This window comes from Serratia sp. HRI, assembly GCF_010119335.3.
In the GTDB taxonomy this organism is placed as follows: domain Bacteria; phylum Pseudomonadota; class Gammaproteobacteria; order Enterobacterales; family Enterobacteriaceae; genus Serratia; species Serratia nevei.
The window spans coordinates 3,704,338-3,724,424 of the sequence record NZ_CP083690.1 but is presented as its reverse complement, the minus strand read 5'-3'; the positions used below and the strand labels follow the sequence as shown (position 1 = coordinate 3,724,424).

The 20,087-nt window shown below is 60.8% G+C and carries 16 protein-coding genes; 4 read left to right on the top strand and 12 right to left on the bottom strand.

Features of this window, described 5'->3' with window-relative positions:
- Positions 1 to 144: 144 nt before the first annotated feature.
- The 9 genes from recC to rppH form a co-directional block, all read right to left on the bottom strand.
- Entirely contained in the window at positions 145 to 3,516 is a 3,372-nt protein-coding gene (gene recC / locus GF111_RS17820; protein ID WP_060434160.1) for an exodeoxyribonuclease V subunit gamma, read from the bottom strand.
- Between the two features lie 32 nt (positions 3,517 to 3,548).
- Positions 3,549 to 3,905: a prepilin-type N-terminal cleavage/methylation domain-containing protein gene (locus GF111_RS17815; protein ID WP_048234614.1), complete on the bottom strand. Its 357-nt coding sequence runs from the start codon at positions 3,903 to 3,905 to the stop codon at positions 3,549 to 3,551.
- On the bottom strand, positions 3,895 to 4,341 hold the full coding sequence (locus GF111_RS17810) for a YgdB family protein (protein WP_060434158.1): 447 nt from the start codon (positions 4,339 to 4,341) through the stop codon (positions 3,895 to 3,897). The genes GF111_RS17815 and GF111_RS17810 overlap by 11 nt, the downstream gene beginning before the upstream one ends.
- Positions 4,338 to 4,916, bottom strand: coding sequence for a prepilin peptidase-dependent protein (locus GF111_RS17805; RefSeq protein ID WP_147190188.1), 579 nt, complete (start codon positions 4,914 to 4,916; stop codon positions 4,338 to 4,340). Before GF111_RS17805 ends, GF111_RS17810 begins: the two co-directional genes overlap by 4 nt.
- On the bottom strand, positions 4,910 to 5,413 hold the full coding sequence (locus GF111_RS17800; protein ID WP_102779437.1) for a prepilin peptidase-dependent protein: 504 nt from the start codon (positions 5,411 to 5,413) through the stop codon (positions 4,910 to 4,912). Before GF111_RS17800 ends, GF111_RS17805 begins: the two co-directional genes overlap by 7 nt.
- Before the next feature lie 174 nt (positions 5,414 to 5,587).
- Positions 5,588 to 6,382, bottom strand: a complete 795-nt coding sequence (gene thyA, locus GF111_RS17795; protein WP_016929918.1) for a thymidylate synthase — start codon at positions 6,380 to 6,382, stop codon at positions 5,588 to 5,590.
- Positions 6,383 to 6,389: 7 nt separating this feature from the next.
- Positions 6,390 to 7,262 carry a prolipoprotein diacylglyceryl transferase gene (gene lgt, locus GF111_RS17790; protein WP_055312345.1) on the bottom strand — a complete coding sequence of 291 codons (873 nt, stop codon included), beginning with the start codon at positions 7,260 to 7,262 and terminating at the stop codon, positions 6,390 to 6,392.
- A gap of 222 nt (positions 7,263 to 7,484) precedes the next feature.
- A complete protein-coding gene (gene ptsP / locus GF111_RS17785) occupies positions 7,485 to 9,731 on the bottom strand; it encodes a phosphoenolpyruvate--protein phosphotransferase (RefSeq protein ID WP_047729970.1) in 2,247 nt (748 codons plus the stop codon).
- 12 nt (positions 9,732 to 9,743) lie between these two features.
- Positions 9,744 to 10,271, bottom strand: a complete 528-nt coding sequence (gene rppH / locus GF111_RS17780; protein ID WP_004931849.1) for an RNA pyrophosphohydrolase — start codon at positions 10,269 to 10,271, stop codon at positions 9,744 to 9,746.
- A gap of 696 nt (positions 10,272 to 10,967) precedes the next feature.
- On the opposite strand from rppH, the gene mutH reads away from it, so the two are divergent.
- The 4 genes from mutH to GF111_RS17760 all read left to right on the top strand — a co-directional run bounded on the left by mutH (position 10,968) and on the right by GF111_RS17760 (position 14,092).
- Complete coding sequence (mutH, locus tag GF111_RS17775) at positions 10,968 to 11,654, top strand: DNA mismatch repair endonuclease MutH (protein WP_038878695.1); 687 nt, start codon at positions 10,968 to 10,970, stop codon at positions 11,652 to 11,654.
- A gap of 100 nt (positions 11,655 to 11,754) precedes the next feature.
- Positions 11,755 to 12,471: a TerC family protein gene (locus GF111_RS17770; RefSeq protein WP_038878693.1), complete on the top strand. Its 717-nt coding sequence runs from the start codon at positions 11,755 to 11,757 to the stop codon at positions 12,469 to 12,471.
- Between the two features lie 155 nt (positions 12,472 to 12,626).
- Positions 12,627 to 12,845, top strand: a complete 219-nt coding sequence (locus tag GF111_RS17765) for a YgdI/YgdR family lipoprotein (RefSeq protein ID WP_038878690.1) — start codon at positions 12,627 to 12,629, stop codon at positions 12,843 to 12,845.
- A gap of 206 nt (positions 12,846 to 13,051) precedes the next feature.
- A complete protein-coding gene (locus GF111_RS17760) occupies positions 13,052 to 14,092 on the top strand; it encodes an NADP(H)-dependent aldo-keto reductase (protein WP_047729969.1) in 1,041 nt (346 codons plus the stop codon).
- 35 nt (positions 14,093 to 14,127) lie between these two features.
- On the opposite strand, the gene lplT is transcribed toward GF111_RS17760, so the two are convergent.
- The 3 genes from lplT to GF111_RS17745 all read right to left on the bottom strand — a co-directional run bounded on the left by lplT (position 14,128) and on the right by GF111_RS17745 (position 20,072).
- Positions 14,128 to 15,312 (bottom strand): lysophospholipid transporter LplT, encoded by a 1,185-nt coding sequence (gene lplT / locus GF111_RS17755; RefSeq protein ID WP_038878684.1) that lies wholly within the window; start codon positions 15,310 to 15,312, stop codon positions 14,128 to 14,130.
- Positions 15,312 to 17,465 carry a bifunctional acyl-ACP--phospholipid O-acyltransferase/long-chain-fatty-acid--ACP ligase gene (aas, locus tag GF111_RS17750; protein ID WP_055312344.1) on the bottom strand — a complete coding sequence of 718 codons (2,154 nt, stop codon included), beginning with the start codon at positions 17,463 to 17,465 and terminating at the stop codon, positions 15,312 to 15,314. The genes lplT and aas overlap by 1 nt, the downstream gene beginning before the upstream one ends.
- A gap of 348 nt (positions 17,466 to 17,813) precedes the next feature.
- Positions 17,814 to 20,072 (bottom strand): molybdopterin guanine dinucleotide-containing S/N-oxide reductase, encoded by a 2,259-nt coding sequence (locus GF111_RS17745; protein ID WP_094460602.1) that lies wholly within the window; start codon positions 20,070 to 20,072, stop codon positions 17,814 to 17,816.
- Between the last annotated feature and the right edge of the window lie 15 nt (positions 20,073 to 20,087).

The following is a 20,087-nucleotide window of genomic DNA, read 5'->3' as shown; positions in this document are numbered from 1 at the left end:
CGCCGGGTTCTTCGCCAATGTGGCGGCCCGAAACACGGCGGGTATATGCCTGTTCGTTATGTAAGACCGGGAATTACCCCAATGGTTGAATATAACCTTCGTTATTTTTACCACCTCCCGCCGCACAGCACCACCGGGGGATTGTTACCCCAGGTTATGCCGCGCCACCGGCAACAGATAACGCTCTGTTTCGGCCAGTATTTGCGCCAAGTATTCATTATCCAATTGGCGGAACACCCGCTGCACGTAGGGATCTTCCCCTTCTCCGGAAATGCGCTGATCGCCCTGCCAGGCCTGCAGCAGTTTGGCGCGTGCCTTAATTTGCGCTTCTTCCTCCCAGTCGATTTCCTGCGTTTCCGGCAGATAGCACTGACTTAGCCACGCCCAGCCGCTCTTGTTCAGCAACAGCAGCGGCTGACTCAGACCGCGCTGATAGCCCGCCAGCAGTTCCGCCAGCTGCGCCTGTGCCTCTTCTGGCGCCAGCGCGGCAAAGCGCCAGGCGGAATTCTTGCGGCCATACATGCGGCTCTCGCCGGTGCCGCCGGCGCAGCAGTACACCAGGTGCTCCAGCCACAGCAATATGCCGTCCACCGCCGACAGCGTAGCGGGCCGCCAGCGCAGCAGGCCGTCATCCTGCACCTGATGCAGCCAGCCGCTGAGGCGCACGCCGGCGATATCGATATCCAGCTCCAGGCTATGGCTCTCTGCGCGTTCCGCACGCACCTGCTCGGCCAGTTCGCTCATCTCTTCCTGCTGCTTTTGCCAATAGATTTCGCCGAAGGCGCCATAGGGCAAGCCGCCGGCGGCGCGCACCCGCAGGAACAACCGTTCGGGATCGTCGCCGTCTATCAGCGTATTCAGCAGCTGGCTGTTGAACTGGTAGCGGCTGAGGTTATCCAGCGTGAAGGGTTCTTCGTCGGGCAGCTCGGTCTCTTCCAGGATAAAACTGACGCCCAGCCGCAGTTGGAAAAATGCGCGAATCGGATGGCGGTAAAATCGCAGCAGCTCATCCAACGATATTTGCTGCAGCGCTTCGGCAGGCAGCGGCTGGTTGAACGCCGGATGCGCCGCACCGCGCCCATCGGCGGCGGGCAGCCACTCGGCGGCATAGCTTTGCGCCTCCGAGCCCGGCAAGAAATTCTCGGCGGCGAACGGCATGCGCGCGTGCCACTTCAGCAAGTGCTCACCTACCCGCCGGGCGCTGGCGTCTGCGCTGAGTTCCTCATCTCCCGGCAGACAATAGCTTTGCTCCAGGTACTCCAGCAGCTCGGTGACCAGCACCGAAGGGTAGCGCAGGCTGTTGTCCTGAATGGAACGGCCGATGAAACTGATATACAGCCGCTGCTGAGCGGACAAAATCGCTTCCAGGAACAGATAGCGGTCGTCATCGCGACGGCTACGGTCACCGCGCTTAACCTGCTGCGCCATCAGATCGAACCCCAGCGGCGGCAGCGTGCGCGGATACACGCCGTCATTCATGCCCAGCAGGCACACCACCTTGAACGGAATGGAACGCATCGGCATCAGCGTACAGAAGTTGATTTGTCCGGCGAGGAAGCGCTGGCTGATGCGCTCCTGATCGAGGCGCGCCGCCAGATCGTCACGCAGAATGGTCAACGGCACCTCATCGGGATAGCGCGCCGCCAGGCCAAAATTGATGGCCTGCTGCCACTGCTGTTCGATCAGCGCCAACACAACTTCGGTGTCGCTGTCCGCAGCGAAGAAGGCATCCAGCAGTTGCCGGCACAGCGGCAGCCACGCTTCGAGCGGGCGCGCTTCGCTCAAGATTTGCCGCCAGTGGCTGAGCTGCGCCAGCAGATCCGCCAACTGCCCCGCCAACTCGGCGACCAATCCGCTCGATTCGTCGTAAGGTAAAATGCCCTGCCAATCGCCGGCATTGCTGTCCATCGCGTAGCCGAGCAGCATACGCGTAATGCCGAAGCGCCAGGTATGCTGGCCGGTGGCGGGCAGATCCAGTTCGCGCACGTTATCGTCGTCCAGGCCCCAGCGCACGCCGGATTCACCGACCCAATGACGTAACAGGCGCAGCCCCTCTTCGCCAATGGCGAAACGGGCGGCCAGGGCCGGCACCTCCAGCAGCGCCAGTACCTGTTCCGAGGTAAAGCGACTTTGCGGCAGATCGAGCAGTGAAATGAACGCCTGCAGCGCCGGATGTGCCTGGCGCGCTTTACGGTCGGAAATGGCGAACGGCAGGTAGCGCTCGGCGGGGGCATTGCCGAACACCGCCTGAATGTAAGGCGTGTAGCTGTCGATATCCGCCACCATCACGATGATATCGCGCGGCGTCAACGACGGATCCTGCGCCAGCATGCTCAGCAGTTGATCGTGCAAAACCTCCACTTCTCGCTGCGGGCTGTGGCAGGCATGCAGGCTGAGGGAGCGGTCGTTCTCATCAAGCGGACGTTTGCTGAAGCTGCTTTCCAGCGTTTCCGCGGTAATACCGATTACCGCATGGTCTTCCAGCTCCAGCATATCGCGCTGAACGGCGTGCAGCATGGTATCGGCCGGGATGTCGACAAAGGCGTCGACCTCTTGCGCCCCTTCCATCTGCGACAGCAGATAGAGGTGATCGCGCCCCAGCTTGCCCCAGGAGGCCAGCAGCGGGTTACTGAGCTGCTGCTGGCCTTCGGCGTCAAACAGGCGCGCCGCGTCATCCGGCTCGCGGAACAGCCCCTGCTCACGAGCCTGGTGGTAGTGACGGCGCTTGCGGCTCTGCAAGCGAGCCAGGAAAGCGTAATCCTGAATGTCGCCCCAGTAATAGCGACAGGGGTTGGTAAACATCAGGTGGATATCGATATGCCGCCCCAGCGCCTGCAGCGCCTCCAAATAGACCGGCGGCAATGCCGAGATGCCGCAGATAAACACCCGCGGCGGCAAACCGGGCGGGCACGTTTTTGCCTGCTCCAGCGCGTGGATAAAGCGGCTGTACAGATTGGCGCGGTGCCATTCCGGCTGCCCCAGCTCTTGCGTGTACTCCACCAATCGCGCCCAGAGCGGCGCCTGCCATTGCTGAGCCTCCGCCAGACCGTCGATACGCTCACCGCGCTGCCAGCTCTCCAGCCACTGCGGGCGATAAACCAAATACTGGTCGAACAGGTCGGCGACCCGGCCGGCCAACTGGTGGATCTTGCGCTTGTCGCCGTCATCGGTCAGATAGTGCTGCAGTGGCGCAAACGCCGGCTGGGTCAGCATCTCCGGCAACAACCACATCAGCTTCCAGGTCATGGCGTCCTTGCTGAAGGCGCTCTCTTTCGGGATATCCGGCAACACCCGGGTGAACATGTCCCAAATAAAGGTCGCCGGCAGCGGAAACGCGACATTGGCGGCGATGCCGAACTGTTCCGCCAGCTGCATCTGCAGCCATTGCGCCATGCCGGGGCTCTGCACCAGCACCACTTCCTGTTGAAAAGGATCGGCCAACGGATCTCTGGCTATCAGCGCGCTGGTCAGCGTTTTCAACAAATCCAGCTGATTGGAATGATAAACCGTGAACATCAAGGCTCCTTTAAAACAAAAGACATACCGGCTTAAAAGCGGGTGCAATACCAGCGGCTCAGCGTTGCCCACTGCCGCTGCGGCGTTTGGATCCTGACCGTCAATCGGCGGCAATCACTCTCCGCATCGTCAAGCGCCGTCTCGCGTCGCCACCCTTCCGGCAGCGGTTCAGCCTCGAGCCGTCCGGTGACGGCAAACGCCTCCAGCTGCTGATGCGCCAGCCCCCAGGCTTGCCGGTAGTGCCACTGGCGCTGAAACGACTGCAACAGCACCTGATGATACTGTAACAAGCCCAGCAGCGACACCGAGAACAGCAAGGCAGCCACCAACACTTCCGGCAGGCTGAAGCCGTTGCGGGATAGCCGCCCAGTCCGAGCGTTAGCCGTCACAGTCGGCCAGCCTTTTCTCGGGGCAAAAATCCAGCCGACCGCCCGGCTGTGCTTGCACCTTGCCAGCGGCCTCCGCGCCGTTAAAAGTGCCCCATTGATACAACCATAGCGGTTCACCGCCGCGCATTTCGCCAAGGCCGCGTACCGTCACAACGCCCGCTCTGGCAGACAGCCGAGCGCAGGCCGTCAGCTCCGCGCGCTGCCTGCATAACCAGGCCGCCGCACTCAGCTCAGCGCGTGGCCAGCGCTGGCTGATGCCCCAACTCAGCGCCGAAGCGGCCTGATTGTAAGCCTGAAGGTAACGCTGCTGATCGGCAGCCAGTAACAGCGCGTTATCCAACTGCCGATGCTGAGCGTTAAGCAACATCAGCCCCAGCGCCAACAGCAACATCACCGCCGCCAGGGTGCTACCGCCTCGCTGGGTGCGCCGGTTCATGGCAGCGCTGCCATTTCGACGCTCCCGCTCAGGTTGCGCCCGATACGCGCATCGCTGGCGGAGCGCCCCGCCAGCGTCAGACGGGCCAGCGCCCCGCCGTGCTCCCCGCGCTCAATCGCCACATGAAACCGCTCAATGCGCACCTCGTCATGGTCGAGTAGCCGCTCCCAGCCACCGCCACCGCATTGGCTCACGCCGCGCTGCCCTTCCAAGGCGCCATTGCGCAGCCGGTAACCGAAATAGCCTGCATCCTCGCCCGAAGTGAGCCATTGCCCGCTGCGAGTAATGTCGTAGGCGACGATAACGCAGCTGCCCGCCGCTTCTCCCGCAGCCTGGCCGATCAGCAGCGGCCGGCCGGCGCACTGCCCGGCGCAAAAACCGGCGCGGCGCAGATCTTTCTCAATGCCGAACGCCAACTGCCGCAGCGTTGACTCCAGCCGAAAGTGCTGGCCGACGGCCACGCTTTGCTGGCGCAACAGCGGGTACGTTTTCGCCGCGCCAAGCGCGATTACGCTGCCGAAGACCAACGCCAACATCACCTCCGGCAAGGTAAAACCGCGTTCTAAAGTCAACATAGCGCCATGCCCCTGAGCCGCTGCCCTTCGTTGCACAAACGCAGTCGCCCACGGGCAGACAGCACCAACCGCAGGCTGCCTGCGTCGTTGCTGAGAAGGATGTGCCCCGCCTGTGCGGTATTGCGCAAACCGTAAAACCCAATCTCTTTGCCGGTGTAGCCGCTCAAAGCGACGTCGCGATAAGACGGTGAGAAAACGGAACCCTCGGCGGAAGCGCAATCCGGCGGCGGCACCCCCCCGCCCAGGCACCAGGGCGTGCCGTTCTTGAACCACAGCAGCGTCGTGCGGTTGCGCCAGTTGGCGTCCGCCTGCAGCCGCAGCAGAAACGCCAGCAGCTGCTGGGCAGTATGTTCCAGGCGCAGCGTTTGCTGATGGTGGCGCCATTGCCCGACGCCCCAGCCGGTCAGCATGCCGGCGATCAGAAGCGCCGCCAACAGCTCAATCAGCGTCATGCCACGCTGGCGGTCATTGATGTTCGATAGCGTATTTTCTTTCATGCGGCCAGTGTAAGGGCCGTAACAAGGCGGTAAAGCCGCATGCGCAAGCCTTGCGGCAAGCTATGCAATGTTTTCCCTATAGCGACAAGTGGCGACAATAAAATGCGGCGCGGTGCGCAATGCGGATAAAAAAAGGGGCACAATCGCTGCGCCCCTGATGTGATGCGGTTAAGGTCAGATCGCGACCGGTGCCTTGATGGCCGGATGCGGATCGTAACCTTCGATCTCGAAGTCTTCGAAACGGTAATCGAACAGCGAAGCCGGCTTGCGTTTGATCACCAGTTTCGGCAACGGACGCGGTTCACGCGTCAGCTGCAGCTGAGTCTGTTCCATGTGGTTGCTGTACAAGTGGGTATCGCCGCCGGTCCAGACGAAATCGCCCACTTCCAGATCGCACTGCTGCGCCATCATGTGCACCAACAGCGCGTAGCTGGCGATGTTGAACGGCAGGCCGAGGAAGACGTCGCAGGAACGCTGGTACAGCTGGCAAGAGAGCTTGCCGTCCGCTACGTAGAACTGGAAGAACGCGTGGCACGGCGCCAACGCCATCTGATCCAGCTCGCCGACGTTCCAGGCGGAAACGATGATGCGGCGCGAATCCGGATCCTGCTTCAGCTGTTGGAGCACGTTGCTCAGTTGATCGATCTGACGGCCGTCCGCTGCGCCCCAGGCGCGCCACTGTTTGCCGTACACCGGGCCGAGATCGCCGTTTTCATCGGCCCACTCGTCCCAAATGGTGACCTTGTTGTCACGTAGGTAGGCGATGTTGGTATCGCCGTTCAGGAACCATAACAGCTCATGAATGATCGAACGCAGATGACATTTCTTGGTGGTCACCAACGGGAAACCTTCCTGCAAGTTGAAACGCATCTGGTGGCCGAAAATCGACAACGTGCCAGTGCCGGTACGGTCGGCTTTAGGGGTGCCCTCGGCGAGCACCTTGTTCATCAAATCCAGATACTGTTTCATTTGTCCCTCACGACAGTTGTTGCTGCGGGCGACGACGGTACGCCCAAATCATCATAATAACACCGGCCACCACCATCGGGATGGACAGGATCTGCCCCATGCTGATAACGCCGTCGAACAGGCCAAGCTGGGCATCCGGCTGGCGGAACGCCTCAACGATGATGCGGAATGTGCCATAACCGATCAGGAACAGGCCCGATACGGCGCCCATCGGCCGCGGCTTGCGAATAAACAGGTTCAGAATGATAAACAGCACCACACCTTCCAGCAGCAGTTCATACAGCTGCGACGGGTGGCGCGGCAGTACGCCGTACTGGTTCAGCAGCGGCAGCAGAGAAGGATCGGCGGCGGCGAGGGCCACGTCTTCGCTGCGCGAGCTTGGGAACAGCATTGCCCAGGGGGTATCGGTGGTCACGCGGCCCCACAGTTCACCGTTGATGAAGTTGCCGAGGCGGCCGGCCCCCAGACCAAATGGGATCAGTGGCGCGATAAAATCGGAAACCTGGAAGAAGGTGCGTTTGGTGCGGCGAGCGAACCAGAACATCACCAGAATCACCCCCATCAAGCCGCCGTGGAACGACATGCCGCCATCCCAGACCTTGAACAGATAGAGCGGGTTATCCAGGAACAGCGGCAAGTTGTAGAACAGCACATAGCCCACGCGGCCGCCGACGAATACGCCCAGGAAACCGGCGTAGAGCAGGTTTTCAACTTCGTCTTTGGTCCAGCCGCTGCCCGGCTTGTTGGCGCGGCGCACCGCCAGCCACATGGCAAAAACGAAGCCGACCAGGTACATCAGGCCGTACCAATGCAAAGAAACCGGGCCAATGGAGAAAATGACCGGATCAAATTTAGGAAACGCCAGATAGCTATTGCTCATCTATCACCACAACATGTCTGTTATTTTTCCCCATGCGGGGGCGGCAGGTGCCAAGCGGCGACGAAGATTATCCCGCGCCTTGCAAACGGCAGCGTTAGCCGCTGTGGTGTGCAAGGCGACGAGCATGCGCCGCGCTGAGGTTGCGCATCATAACATAGGCTTAGCGCGGTCCGGTCCGGCAGGGCGGGAAAAGTTCTGTAAAAAAATCACACCGCGCGGCGGCTATCGGCCCCCGCGGATCAGCCCGCCCATGCCGCGCCGCTCCATAAACGCCGCCACCAGATGGCGCACTTCGGTGGTCATCTGAGTGTTCAGCACCCGCTGTGCCAGCACTTCGGCGTCGGCAAGGTCGATATGCCGCAGCAGGTATTTGATGCGCGCCACGCTGCGGCCGTTCATGCTCAGATTACGATAGCCCATACCCACCAGCAACAGCGCGCCCATGGGATCGCCGGCCAGTTCACCGCAGAGGCTAAGCTGCAACCCGGCTGCTTTCCCCTGCTCGGCGATCAGTCTCAGCACCTGCAACATCGCGGGATGCAAACTGTCGTATAACGAGGCGACCCGGGTGTTGTTGCGATCCACCGCCAGCAGGTACTGCGTCAAGTCATTAGTGCCGACCGAGATGAAATCAACGCGCCCGGCCAGATGCGGGATCAGGAAAATCATCGACGGCACTTCCAGCATCACGCCGATCTTCGGTTTCGGGATCGTGTAGCCGAGCACTTCTTCCACCTCGCGCCCGGCGCGGTCAATCAGGCGTTTAGCCTCGTCGACCTCCTCCAGGCTGGTGACCATCGGCAGCAGAATGCCCAGGTTGCCGGTGCCGGCGTTGGCACGCAGCATCGCGCGCACCTGAATCAAAAAGATCTCCGGCTGATCCAGGGTAATACGGATGCCGCGCCAGCCCAGGCAAGGGTTCTCTTCGCTGATCGGCATATAGGGCAGCTGCTTGTCGGCGCCGATGTCCAGGGTGCGCAGCGTGACCGGCTTGCTCGGGTAAAGCTGCAGCATGCCCTGGTACTGCGCGACCTGCTCCTCTTCGGAAGGGAAGCCGCTTTGCAGCATGAACGGGATTTCGGTGCGGTATAGCCCCACGCCATCCACCCGGCCGCCCAACAGCTGTTCATGTTCCGGGCTGAGGCCGGCATTCAGCATCACCTGAATGCGCTCGCCGCTTTTCAACTGCGCAGGCTGCTCGACGTCGTCTTCCGCCAGCTTGCTCAGCTCCAGCTCTTCGCTGATCAGCCGTTGATATTCCTGCACCAGTACCGGCTCAGGATCGACCAGCAGTTCACCGCGATAACCGTCGACGATCAGCAGCCGCTGGCTGAGCAGAGAAGGCTGGATGTCGGCGCCCATCACCGTCGGTACCCCCATCGCCCGCACCAGAATTGCCGCATGCGAGTTGGCGGCACCGTCGCGCACCACCACGCCGGCCAGACGATCCTGCGGCACTTCGGCCAGCAATGTCGCGGTCAGTTCATCCGCCACCAGCACAAAACGCGCCGGCCACTGGGTGGCGCCCTGGGTGGTGTCGTCGAGGTGGAACAGCAGGCGCTGGCCCAGCGCGCGCAGATCGCTGCCGCGCTCGCGCATGTAGGTGTCCTGCAGTTTGGCGAACTGCTCGGCAAAGGTTTCTATCACCTGTTTCACCGCCCACTCCGCCACCGAACCGTTGTCGATTTCGGCGAACAGTTCGCGCTTGAGACGGGCGTCGTTTAACAGGTGAGAATAAAGATCGAAGATCGCCGCGCTCTCTTTTTGCGAACTGGCGGCAAAACGCTTGCTGAAGCGGCGAAATTCCGCGCCGGCCTCTTCCAGCGCCAGGGTCAGGCGCTCGCGCTCGCTGGCGGTGTCCAGCGTCGACGCGCGGTAAACCTGATCGAGAGAAGGCTGGCTGCTGTCCTGCCACCCTTCCGCCACCGCCACGCCGGGCGAAGCCGCCAGCGCGCGCACGCGCGTTTGGCGATACTGGCCGAAAATGGCGTTGAGCTGCGACTGTGACAGGATCCCAGCCATCTGCGTGGCCAGGGTGACCATGAAAGACTCTTCGCTTTCGTCGAACTGGCGCAGTTCGCGCTGCTGCACCACCAGCACGCCCAGCAGCTGGCGCCGATGAATGATCGGCACCCCGAGGAAGGATCGGAAACGATCCTCTTTCACCTGCGGAACGTATTTGAAACTGGGGTGGCTTTGGGCATCGGCCAGGTTGATAGGCTCGGCCCGGCGGCCGACCAACCCGACGACGCCCTCGTCAAACGCCAATGCGATAGTGCGCCCACGCGGCTTTTTCAGCCCGCGCGTGGCCATCAGGTAGTAACAGCGGCGATCGTTGTCCGCCAGGTAGATGGAACACACTTCGGTGTCCATCGCCAGACAGGTTTCATTGACCAGCAGATCCAGCGCATCCGTCAGACTGGCCGCCGCGGCCACCTTCTCTACAATTTCTCGCAAGCGCGTGAGCATAGTCGGCTTAACTTAACCTCTCTTTCGGCGATAAGCGGGGGCCTGCCGCGGCGCCGCCTGCTCTTGCATCGGCATCACGGTCACAGCGAATTCTTTCATCACCCGGCGGTAGACGTCGCGTTTGAACGACACCACCTGGCGCACCGGATACCAGAAGCTCACCCAGCGCCAACCGTCGAACTCCGGCGTGCTGCTGCGCTGCATGTTGATATCAGCGTCATTGCACAGTAGCTGCAACAAAAACCATTTTTGCTTTTGGCCGATACAAACCGGCTTTGTGTCCCAACGCACCAAACGTTTCGGCAATTTATAGCGCAACCAGTTGCGGGTCGAAGCCAGGATGCGCACATCCTTTTTACTCAGCCCCACTTCTTCGAACAGCTCACGGTACATCGCCTGCTCCGCAGTTTCGCCAGGGTTAATCCCACCTTGGGGAAACTGCCAGGAGTGCTGACCGTAACGGCGGGCCCATAAGACCTGCCCCTGACGATTACAGATTACGATACCAACATTCGGGCGGTAGCCATCATCATCGATCACCGGACTACCTCGATAAGCTTAAATTCGCATAGATGTCCTGATTGTTTCACACAAGCTACAGGCGGTAAACCACTGCTTTACGGCGCTGCGGGCCGGATAACATTGAGATAACTCACAGATATAGGCAAAGTTATAAACATACCCCAGCCTATCTGGCCGGTTTTATTCACTTTTTCTGTGGATAGGTGTGTGCAGAACTCGAGGGATAAGCCGGTACAACTCTTAAACCCCAAAATCCCCCATTGCCCCCTAAAACACATATTTACTTTAAAAATATATATTTAATTAATGCCCCATCATTATGTACAGGGTAAAAATGTGATCTATGCACGGTAAGGATCTTACCCTGGCGAAAGATCCACCAACGCCGTTTTTATCCACAGATTATCCGAGCAAGTTACGCACAAAACGGACAAATTCGTAAAAAACTGCCCGAGTCAAGGCTGTAAATTGAACCAGTGATCGGTAAAAATTTGGGTTATCCCATAAATCTGTGGATAAATAGGTGTAAGATCCTGTTTATTGTCGGTGGCTTCAGGTGAACAAGCCCCGCCAGTGCATTGCCTACCCCGCAAGGAAATGAAAAAAGTCATGTAAAATCATGCTACTATTATTCTTTTCCCCAGGCGATGATGGTTATTGTTCGTCGTGCATAATTGCAGTACGTTTTTCAACCAAATTCGACAGGCTTGATTTATGGCGTTTTTATCCCCTTTGCCGCCCCCGCCGGAAAATGAACGGCAGCTGTTCGAGCGTGCTCAGGCGCTGGCCGGCGCCAGCTTTGGCGAGCTGGCCGCCCGCGCGCAGCTGCCGATCCCCAAGGATCTGAAGCGCGATAAGGGCTGGGTGGGCATGCTGCTGGAGCTGTACCTCGGCGCCATGGCCGGCAGCAAACCGGAGCAGGACTTTCCCGAACTGGGCATCGAGCTGAAAACCATTCCTGTCGACGCCGCCGGCAAACCGCTGGAAACCACTTTTGTCTGCGTCGCCCCGCTTACCGGTAACAGCGGCGTCACCTGGGCCAGCAGCCACGTTCGCCACAAGTTGGCGCGCGTCTTGTGGATACCGGTAGAAGGCGAACGGCAGATCCCGCTGGCCGAACGCCGCGTCGGCTCGCCGCTGCTGTGGAGCCCGAGCGCCGCAGAAGAAGAGAGTCTGCGCCGCGATTGGGAAGAGTTGATGGATCTGATCGTACTCGGCCACGTAGAGCGCATCACCGCGCGCCACGGCGAAGTGTTGCAGCTGCGCCCCAAAGCCGCCAACAGCAAGGCGCTCACCGAAGCCATCGGCGAACAGGGGCAACCTATCATGACGCTGCCGCGCGGTTTCTATCTGAAAAAGAGTTTTACCGGCGCGCTGCTGGCAAGACATTTCTCAATCTAAGCAATTTCGTTTAACTCTGGTTTAGCTAACCCTGTCAGCGCCACGATAAACGCGTATAATTCACGTTTTGCATTTATTAAGTATTAAGGTGTGCCGGGCAATGTTCGAATGGATTATGGATCCCAATGCCTGGTTAGCGTTAGGTACGCTAACCATTCTTGAGATCGTACTGGGTATTGATAACATCATTTTTCTGTCGCTGGTGGTGGCCAAGCTGCCCAAAGCGCAACAGAACAAAGCTCGCCGGCTCGGTCTGGCCGCCGCCATGATTATGCGCCTGGCGCTGTTGGCCTCTATCGCCTGGGTGATCCGCTTGACGCACCCGCTGTTTACCGTGCTGGATCACGCCGTTTCCGCCCGCGATCTGATCCTGCTTCTGGGGGGGCTGTTCCTGATCTGGAAAGCCAGCAAAGAGATCCACGAAACCATCGAGGGCACGGAAGAAGAGCACCACACCAAGGTGCACAGCTTCTTCGGCGCGATCGTGCAGATCATGCTGCTCGATATTATCTTCAGTCTGGACTCGGTGATTACCGCCGTGGGCCTTTCCGACCATCTGTTCATCATGATGGCGGCAGTAGTGATCGCCGTCGGTGTGATGATGTTCGCCGCCCGGCCGATCGGTGAGTTCGTCAATCGCCATCCGTCGGTGAAAATGCTGGCGCTGGCGTTCCTGATCCTGGTGGGCTTCACGCTGATGCTGGAAAGTTTCCAGGTGCACGTGCCGAAAGGCTACATCTACTTCGCCATGTTCTTCTCGATGTCGGTAGAAGCGCTCAATCTGATGCGCAGCAAGAAAAACCGCTCGCCGGAATAACCCTACCCGGAAGCCGCCATCGGCGGCTTCCATCGCTTCGTTGACCTCTCATTTCACTTTTTCTTATCAGATAAAGACTTATCTGAGACGCCCTTCGCCGAGAGTTTGCTAATCTTGAAATAACAACCTTTTCTGCATAATTGAGGATCCGCAGGATGAAAAAGTGGGTAATGGCAGTGTCGGCGCTGGTGATGGTGGCCGGCCTGGCGGGATGTTCCAGCGACTACGTGATGGCGACCAAAGACGGCAACATGATCCTGACGCAAGGCAAGCCAGAGATCGACAAAGACACTGGCCTCATCAGCTATAAAGACGAGAAAGGCAACCACCGCCAGATTAACGGCGATCAGGTTTCCCAGGTTATCGAACGCTAATCACCACCCGCCGGCTATCGCCCGCGCGAGCACGGTAGCCCTCATTCGTGTCCGCACGGAATCCGCTTCCCCCATCTTCACCGCTTGGTTATAGTCAGGAAAGGCGACATCGCCGCCCGACGGACTTTGCGCCGTCTTCTGACATTGGGCTCCTGTTTCACCGGGCCGCGCGGCCCGTCAGCGCTAACAAGAAAGGAAGGCCGTTAATGCAATACCACCGTATTCCCCACAGTTCTTTAGAAGTGAGCGTGCTGGGACTGGGCACCATGACCTTTGGCGAACAGAACAGCGAAGCCGACGCCCATGCGCAACTGGACTATGCATTGGCCGCAGGCGTGAACCTGATAGACACCGCCGAACTGTACCCGGTGCCGCCCCGCCCGGAAACCCAGGGCCTGACCGAGAGCTATATCGGCAGCTGGATCAAGGCGCGCGGCAATCGTGAAAAAATCGTCCTGGCCAGCAAAGTCTCGGGCCCGGTGCGCGGCACCGACAGCAGCATCCGCCCGCAGCAGGCGCTCGATCGCAAAAACATCCGCGCCGCTTTGGACGCCAGCCTCAAGCGGCTGAACACCGATTATCTCGATCTTTATCAATTGCACTGGCCGCAGCGCGCCACCAACTGCTTTGGCAAACTCAACTATCAATACACCGATGACAAAGCTACGGTTACGCTGTTGGAAACGCTGGAGGCGCTGACCGAGCAGGTGCGCGCCGGCAAGATTCGCTATATCGGGGTATCCAATGAAACGCCCTGGGGCGTGATGCGCTACCTGCAGCTGGCGGAGAAACACGAGCTGCCGCGCATCGTGTCGATTCAAAACCCTTACAGCCTGCTGAACCGCAGCTTTGAGATTGGCCTGGCCGAGATCAGCCAGCACGAAGGGGTAGAACTGCTGGCCTATTCCAGCCTGGCGTTCGGTACTCTGAGCGGCAAATACCTCAACGGCGCTAAACCGGCCGGTGCGCGCAATACGCTGTTCACCCGCTTCAACCGTTATTCAGGGCAGCAAACCCAGCTGGCGATCGCCGAGTACGTGGCGCTGGCCAAAAAACACGGGCTGGATCCTTCGCAGATGGCCTTGGCCTTCGTGCGTCAGCAGCCGTTCGTCGCCAGCACCCTGCTGGGCGCCACTACGGTGGAGCAGTTGAAAATCAACATCGACAGCCTCGATGTGGTATTGGATGAGGACGTGCTGCAGGCGCTTGAAGAAATCCATACCCGGTTTACCATTCCGGCGCCTTAATACAGCCGGGGCGCAGCCAGGCTGCGCCCCGTTTTTTACCGCCGCTGCGACCACCACAGCACGCTAATCGCCAGCGCAAACACCACGCCAAACCCTACGCCGACCCCCACCACCGGCACGCCCAGCTTCACCACCAGCGAATACAGCGCCAGCATCAGCAACATGGCGGCGTTTTCACCCAGGTTTTGCACCGCGATCGCATTGCCGGCACCGACCGAATGCTTGCCCCGCTCCTGCAGCAACGCATTGAGCGGCACCACGAAGAAGCCCCCCAGCATGCCGATGATCGCCAACAAGACATAGGCATTGAGCATGGTGGTTTGCAGCGCGAACACCGCGACCGCGACGCCGATCAGGATCCCGGCCGGCATGCAGCGTTTTACCGTCTTCAGCGTGACGAAGCGCGCGGCAGCGCCGGCCCCCACCACGATACCGACGGCCACCATGGCGTTCAGCAGCGTCGGCGTGGCGTTATCGGCGATGCCGAGCGCCAGCGGCACCCACAGCACCAGCAGAAAACGCAACGTCACGCCGGCCCCCCAGAACAGGCTGGTGCCGATCAAGGAGAAACGCGTCTGCCCATCGCGCCATAACGTGACGCAGGCGGTAAAGAAGCTGTTCGTCATAGCCCGCGGGCGCCAGGAGGCCCCCGGGCGCGCCGCCGCCAGACGCGGAATATACAGGTTGGCGACCACCGCTCCCGCGTAAACCAAGGCGCAGGCCGCCAGCGCCGCGACCACATGCCAGTCCGCCAGAATACCGCCGGCCACCGACCCGGTCAGAATGGCGGCGATGGTCGAGGCCTCCATCAGGCCGTTAGCCTTGACCAGCTTCTCACCGCTGGTGATCTCGCCCAGAATGCCGTATTTGGCCGGCGAATACGCGGCGGCCCCCACGCCGACCAGGCTGTAACCGAGAAACGGGTTGAACCCAAAGCAGATCACCAACGCCCCCGCCAGCTTCAGGGCGTTGGCGAACATCATCACCCGCCCTTTGGCGAAGCTGTCGGCCACCTGGCCGACAAACGGCGCCAGAATGATGTAGGTGGCGACAAAGGCCATCTGCAGGATCGGCTGGCTCCAGTCCGGATACAGCTGCTGCTTGATCAACGCCAGCGTGGCAAACAGCAACGCATTGTCGCCGAACGCCGAGAGAAACTGCGCGCTGATGACGGCGATCATACCGCGTGACAACAAAGGGGATTCGGTCGAAGGATTCATCAGGCACTCTCCGGCTGTTCGGCCATATGACGCAGGGTGACGAAATCGGGTTTGCCGCTGCCGAGCACAGGCAGCGTTTTCAACAGGCGAATATCGCGCGGCACCGCCAGCTCCGGGCTGCCCAGCTCGCGCGCCACCCGCAGCAATGCCTCGCGGGTAATGGCGGGATCGGTGGTGAACAGCACCAGCGCCTCGCCTTTGCTGCTGTCGCTTTTGACGGTGGCGGCATGCAGTTTTTCCGGCGACAGCCGCTGCGCCAGCAATTCGACGCTCTCGAGCGACACCATCTCCCCCGCCAGCTTGGCGAAGCGCTTCACGCGGCCGCGAATGGTGCAGTAACCCTGCTCATCCAGGCTGACGATATCGCCGGTGTCGTACCAGCCCGGCTGCAGCACGCCGTTCGCATCTTCCGCCGCCGGCGGCTCCAGCTCGCCGGGGCGCTCAACCCGCAAATAGCCTTTCATGATATTCGGCCCCTTCAGCTGCAGGCGGCCGCCGTTATCGATGCCTGGCACCGCGATCAGGCGCGCCTCCATCTGCGGCATGATGCGGCCAACGGTGCCTACTTTCGTCGCCAGTGGCACGTTAATGGAGACCACCGGCGCGCACTCGGTCACGCCATAGCCTTCCAGAATGCGAATGCCGTATTTATCCTGGTAGATCTGTTTGGTGCTGTCCGCCAGTTTCTCCGCGCCGGCCACCACGTAGCGCAGGCGGGCGAAATCATACGGATGCGCGAAGCGCGCATAGTTGTTGAGGAAGGTCGCCGTGCCGAACAGCACCGTACAGTTGCGGTCATACACCAGCTCCGGCACCACGCGATAGTGCAGCGGGCTGGGGTAGAGGAAAATGCGGCTGCCGGTGATCAGCGGCGTGAGTAGCCCCACCGTCAGGCCGAACGAGTGGAACAGCGGCAGCGACGACATGAAGCGGTCGCGCGGCGTGAAGTCGGCGATGGTGCGAATTTGTTCTACGTTGGCCAGCAGGCTGGCGTGGGAATGCACCACGCCCTTGGGGTGGCCTTCGGAACCGGAAGTGAACAGGATCAGCGCCGCGTCTTCCGGGCGTTGCGGCAACGCCGCGCGCTGCGGCTGCAGCAAATGCCGCAAAATCCACAGCTTGTCCGCCAGCGTGACGGTATCCTTCAGATCTTCCAGATACACCCAGTTAGCCTGCGGCACCTGCTCCGGCAGGTGGGTCAGCTTGCCCTTTTCCAGAAACTGGCGCGAGGTGACAATGGTCTTGATGCCGGCGGCGAGCATCGCGCTGTTCAGGCCGTTGGCGCCGGCGGTGTAGTTGAGCATCGCCGGGATGCGGTTACGCAGCGAAGCGCCAAAGATCGCCGCCGCGGTGATGGTGGCGTTCGGCAACAGCAGCCCAACGTGTTCCCCTTCGGCGGTAAAGCGCTGCAGAATGCGGCTGACACCCAGCGATTTCTTGATCAACGTCTGATAACTGTCTTCTTTGAAAGCAATGTCTTCGATACAGGGCTTGCGGCGCCCGTAGCGGTGCTGCGCCGCCAGCAAAGCATGGAACAGCGTCTGCGGTTCACGCGTATCCATCCGCGCCCGCATCATGATCTGCATCAGCCGATCGCCCGCCAGCGCCCGGCGTTCACGCGCGCGCGGCGCTTCCGGCATCGGCAGCGTGGTCGGCGGCAAGATGCGGATGCTGATTCGCGGGAACCAGCGGATCTTGAATACCCCGGCCATGCGGCCGAACGGGCTGAATTCGGGGCCGTCGATCCGCACCGGCACTACCGTGGCACCCGATTTGGCGGCGATAAACGCCGCGCCGTCGTAGATTTTCATCAGCGCGCCGGTCACGGTGATGCGCCCTTCAGGGAACACCACGATCGGCCGCCCCTGCTCGACCATCCGCACCAGCTGTTTGATGGCCATCGGCTTGGTGGGATCGAGCGAAACGAAATCGATGTAGGGCCGCAGCCAGCGCATAAACCAGCTCTCGCCGATGCTGGCGTAAACCGCAAACACCGGTTTAATCGGCAGGAACAGCGCCAGCAGCACGCCGTCGAGGAAAGAGACGTGGTTCGGCGTAATCAGCAGTTTTTGCCGCTCGAAGTGCTGAACATCCCCTTCGACCCGAACCCGAAACAGCAGGCGAAACAGCGCGCGCAGCAGTGAAAAAATCATGCCCTTCTCCCTTGGCCATGGAGGTGTAAATCGTTGTAGGAAAAAGAATACTATATGGCAGGCAAAAAAAAACCTACGCATCCGCGTAGGTTGGTGCAATTGAAAATGGCTTCAACATACAGAGTATGCTGATTTCTCACCAATCAATACCTCTGGGATCACCTACTCTAGAGAGATGGCGAGCAGGAAACTACCGGCGAATCGCAAGAGTTCTGCTCCAAATGCAACCAGCTGTAAATTTCCCGCGATCTGCTGTAATAACTCAATGAAACTTAAACCTTCCCGCAGCGGCGAAAAAATAAATATAACAACGACGGCGAGCCGGTTATCCCGACGTGAAATCGTCATTCATCGCGCGCTGACCTCCACCAGACAGCTCATGGCGTTCGGCCCCTGCGTCAGCGGCGAGGTGCCGATATCCAGCGTCAGCACGTTCGGGTTGCCCGCCTGTTCGACCGGCCGGCGCTGCGCGTCGTAACCCGGCTCGAACCAGGCGCCGGTCGCCATCAACACCACGCCACGCGTCACGCCGTCGGTGAGGGTCGCCCCCGCCAGGCAGCTGCCGCGCGCATTGCTGACCAGCACTTCGCTACCCTCTGCTACGCCGCGCTGCGCCGCGTCTTCGGGATGCATATACAGGGTTTCGCGCCCGGCGGTCTTATTGCCCTGCGCCAGCGGCGCCGGATCCATCTGGCTGTGCAGACGATCGCTCGGTTGGATGGAGATCAGATGCAGCGGCCAGGTTTCGGTCTGCGGCGCACCCAGCCACTCCACCGGCGGCCGCCACTGCGGATGCGGCGCGAAATCTTCGTAGCGATAACCGGCGATCCGCTCGCTGAACAGTTCGATCTTGCCGCTGGGCGTCTGCAGCGGATTAGCCTGCGGATCGGCGCGGAACGCGTCAAAAAAGACGAACTCCTTGGCCGGCGCGGGCAGCTCGACATAGCCCCGGCGCCAAAAATCCTCAAACTCGGGCCAGGCGACGCCGGCACGCTGCTGCGCCGCGCCGCATTGCCGATAAATCTCTTCGATCCAGGCCCGCTCGTCGCGGTTTTCGGTAAAGCGTTCGCGATAGCCCAGGCGCTCCGCCAGATCGGCGAAGATATCAAAATCGTTGCGCGCCTGATGCTGCGGCGCAATCGCCTGATGCATCGCCAGCACGTAGCGATCGCGCGAGGAGCCGCCGATGTCGTTGCGCTCCAGCGAACTGGTGACCGGCAACACGATATCCGCCATTTTGGCCGCCGCCGTCCACCAGATATCTTGTACGATCACCGTATCCGGCTTCTGCCAGCCTTCCACCAGCCGGTTCAGCTGCTGATGATGATGGAACGGGTTGCCGCCGGCCCAGTGCACCAGGTGAACATCCGGGTACTGGCGCGTCTCGCCGCAAAATTGATAGGCTTCGCCGGGATGCAGCAGCATGTCGCAGATGCGCGCCACCGGGATCGCCAGCCCGGCCGGGTTATCCCCTACCGGCATGGTCGGCGCGGGGGTGTCCACGCGCGGGTTGCCGACGCCGTTCATCGAGCCATGACCGAAGGAAAAGCCGCCGCCCGGCAGCCCCACCTGGCCCAGCATCGCCGACAGCGCGATCATCATCCAATACGGTTGCTCGCCGCGGTGCGCGCGCTGCACGGAGTAGGAACAGGTGATAAAACTGCGCACGCCGATCAGCTGCCGCGCCAGCCGCGCGATGCGCGCCGCCGGAATGCCGGTAATGGCGCTGGCCCAGGCCGGCGTTTTCGCCACGCCGTCGCTCACGCCGTTCAGGTAATCCGCCAGCTGTTGATAGCCTACGCAGTGGCTGTGCAGGAAGGCTTCATCCTGCGCGCCCAGCTGCTGGATTTCGTAAGCCAGCGCCAGCATCAGCGCCACGTCGGTATTCGGCCGGATCGGGATCCACTCCGCGTTGACGAACCCGGGGCAGTCGTCACGCATCGGGCTGATGTTGACAACCGGCGTGCCCTTCTGCGCCAGCTTTTGCAGCCAAGGCTTGAGCGCATGCTCCGCCGCGCCGCCGGAAGAGACCTGGGCGTTTTTCAGCGCCAGCCCGCCAAACGCCACAAACAGCTCGCAATGCTCCACCACGCTCGGCCAACTTGTGACGCGCCCGGTCAACGGCGAGAAAGTGCCGATCACATACGGCAGGAAAAACTGCGCCGCGCCCCAGCTGTAGTTGCCCTGCTGATCGACCCCGCCGCCGCCGCTGAAATAGAACCGTCGCACCAGCGAACGCGCATGATGCAAGCGCCCGGCCGATGACCAGCCATAAGAGCCGGTAAACAGCCCGGAGGCACCGTAGCGATCGCGCACCCGGCGGTTCTCCTGCGCCACCAAATCGAGCGCCAGCTCCCAGTCCACCTCGACGAAGTCTTCCCTGCCGCGCAGCGTACGGTCGCTGCCCTCGCGCTTTTGCAGCCACGAACGGCGCACCGCCGGCTTGCGGATACGTTTGTCGGAGTAAACCATCGGGACGATGGAATCGAGCAGCGGCGAAGGATCGGGATCGTCGGCGAAGGGTTCACAGCGGATAAGCCGGCCGTCTTCAACCACGGCGGTATAAGCGCCCCAATGGGCGAGCTGCGGATAGCGTTTAATGGACATGGCGTTCTCGGCGCA

Coding starts and splice junctions, on each gene's coding strand:
- GF111_RS17765 (WP_038878690.1), top strand. CDS start 12,627: ATGAAAAAGTGGGTAATGGCAGTGTCGGCGCTGGTGATGGTGGCCGGC.
- GF111_RS17760 (WP_047729969.1), top strand. CDS start 13,052: ATGCAATACCACCGTATTCCCCACAGTTCTTTAGAAGTGAGCGTGCTG.
- aas (WP_055312344.1), bottom strand. CDS start 17,465: ATGATTTTTTCACTGCTGCGCGCGCTGTTTCGCCTGCTGTTTCGGGTT.
- recC (WP_060434160.1), bottom strand. CDS start 3,516: ATGTTCACGGTTTATCATTCCAATCAGCTGGATTTGTTGAAAACGCTG.
- ptsP (WP_047729970.1), bottom strand. CDS start 9,731: ATGCTCACGCGCTTGCGAGAAATTGTAGAGAAGGTGGCCGCGGCGGCC.
- GF111_RS17770 (WP_038878693.1), top strand. CDS start 11,755: ATGTTCGAATGGATTATGGATCCCAATGCCTGGTTAGCGTTAGGTACG.
- GF111_RS17805 (WP_147190188.1), bottom strand. CDS start 4,916: ATGTTGACTTTAGAACGCGGTTTTACCTTGCCGGAGGTGATGTTGGCG.
- lplT (WP_038878684.1), bottom strand. CDS start 15,312: ATGAATCCTTCGACCGAATCCCCTTTGTTGTCACGCGGTATGATCGCC.
- lgt (WP_055312345.1), bottom strand. CDS start 7,262: ATGAGCAATAGCTATCTGGCGTTTCCTAAATTTGATCCGGTCATTTTC.
- mutH (WP_038878695.1), top strand. CDS start 10,968: ATGGCGTTTTTATCCCCTTTGCCGCCCCCGCCGGAAAATGAACGGCAG.
- GF111_RS17810 (WP_060434158.1), bottom strand. CDS start 4,341: ATGAACCGGCGCACCCAGCGAGGCGGTAGCACCCTGGCGGCGGTGATG.
- GF111_RS17745 (WP_094460602.1), bottom strand. CDS start 20,072: ATGTCCATTAAACGCTATCCGCAGCTCGCCCATTGGGGCGCTTATACC.
- GF111_RS17800 (WP_102779437.1), bottom strand. CDS start 5,413: ATGAAAGAAAATACGCTATCGAACATCAATGACCGCCAGCGTGGCATG.
- thyA (WP_016929918.1), bottom strand. CDS start 6,382: ATGAAACAGTATCTGGATTTGATGAACAAGGTGCTCGCCGAGGGCACC.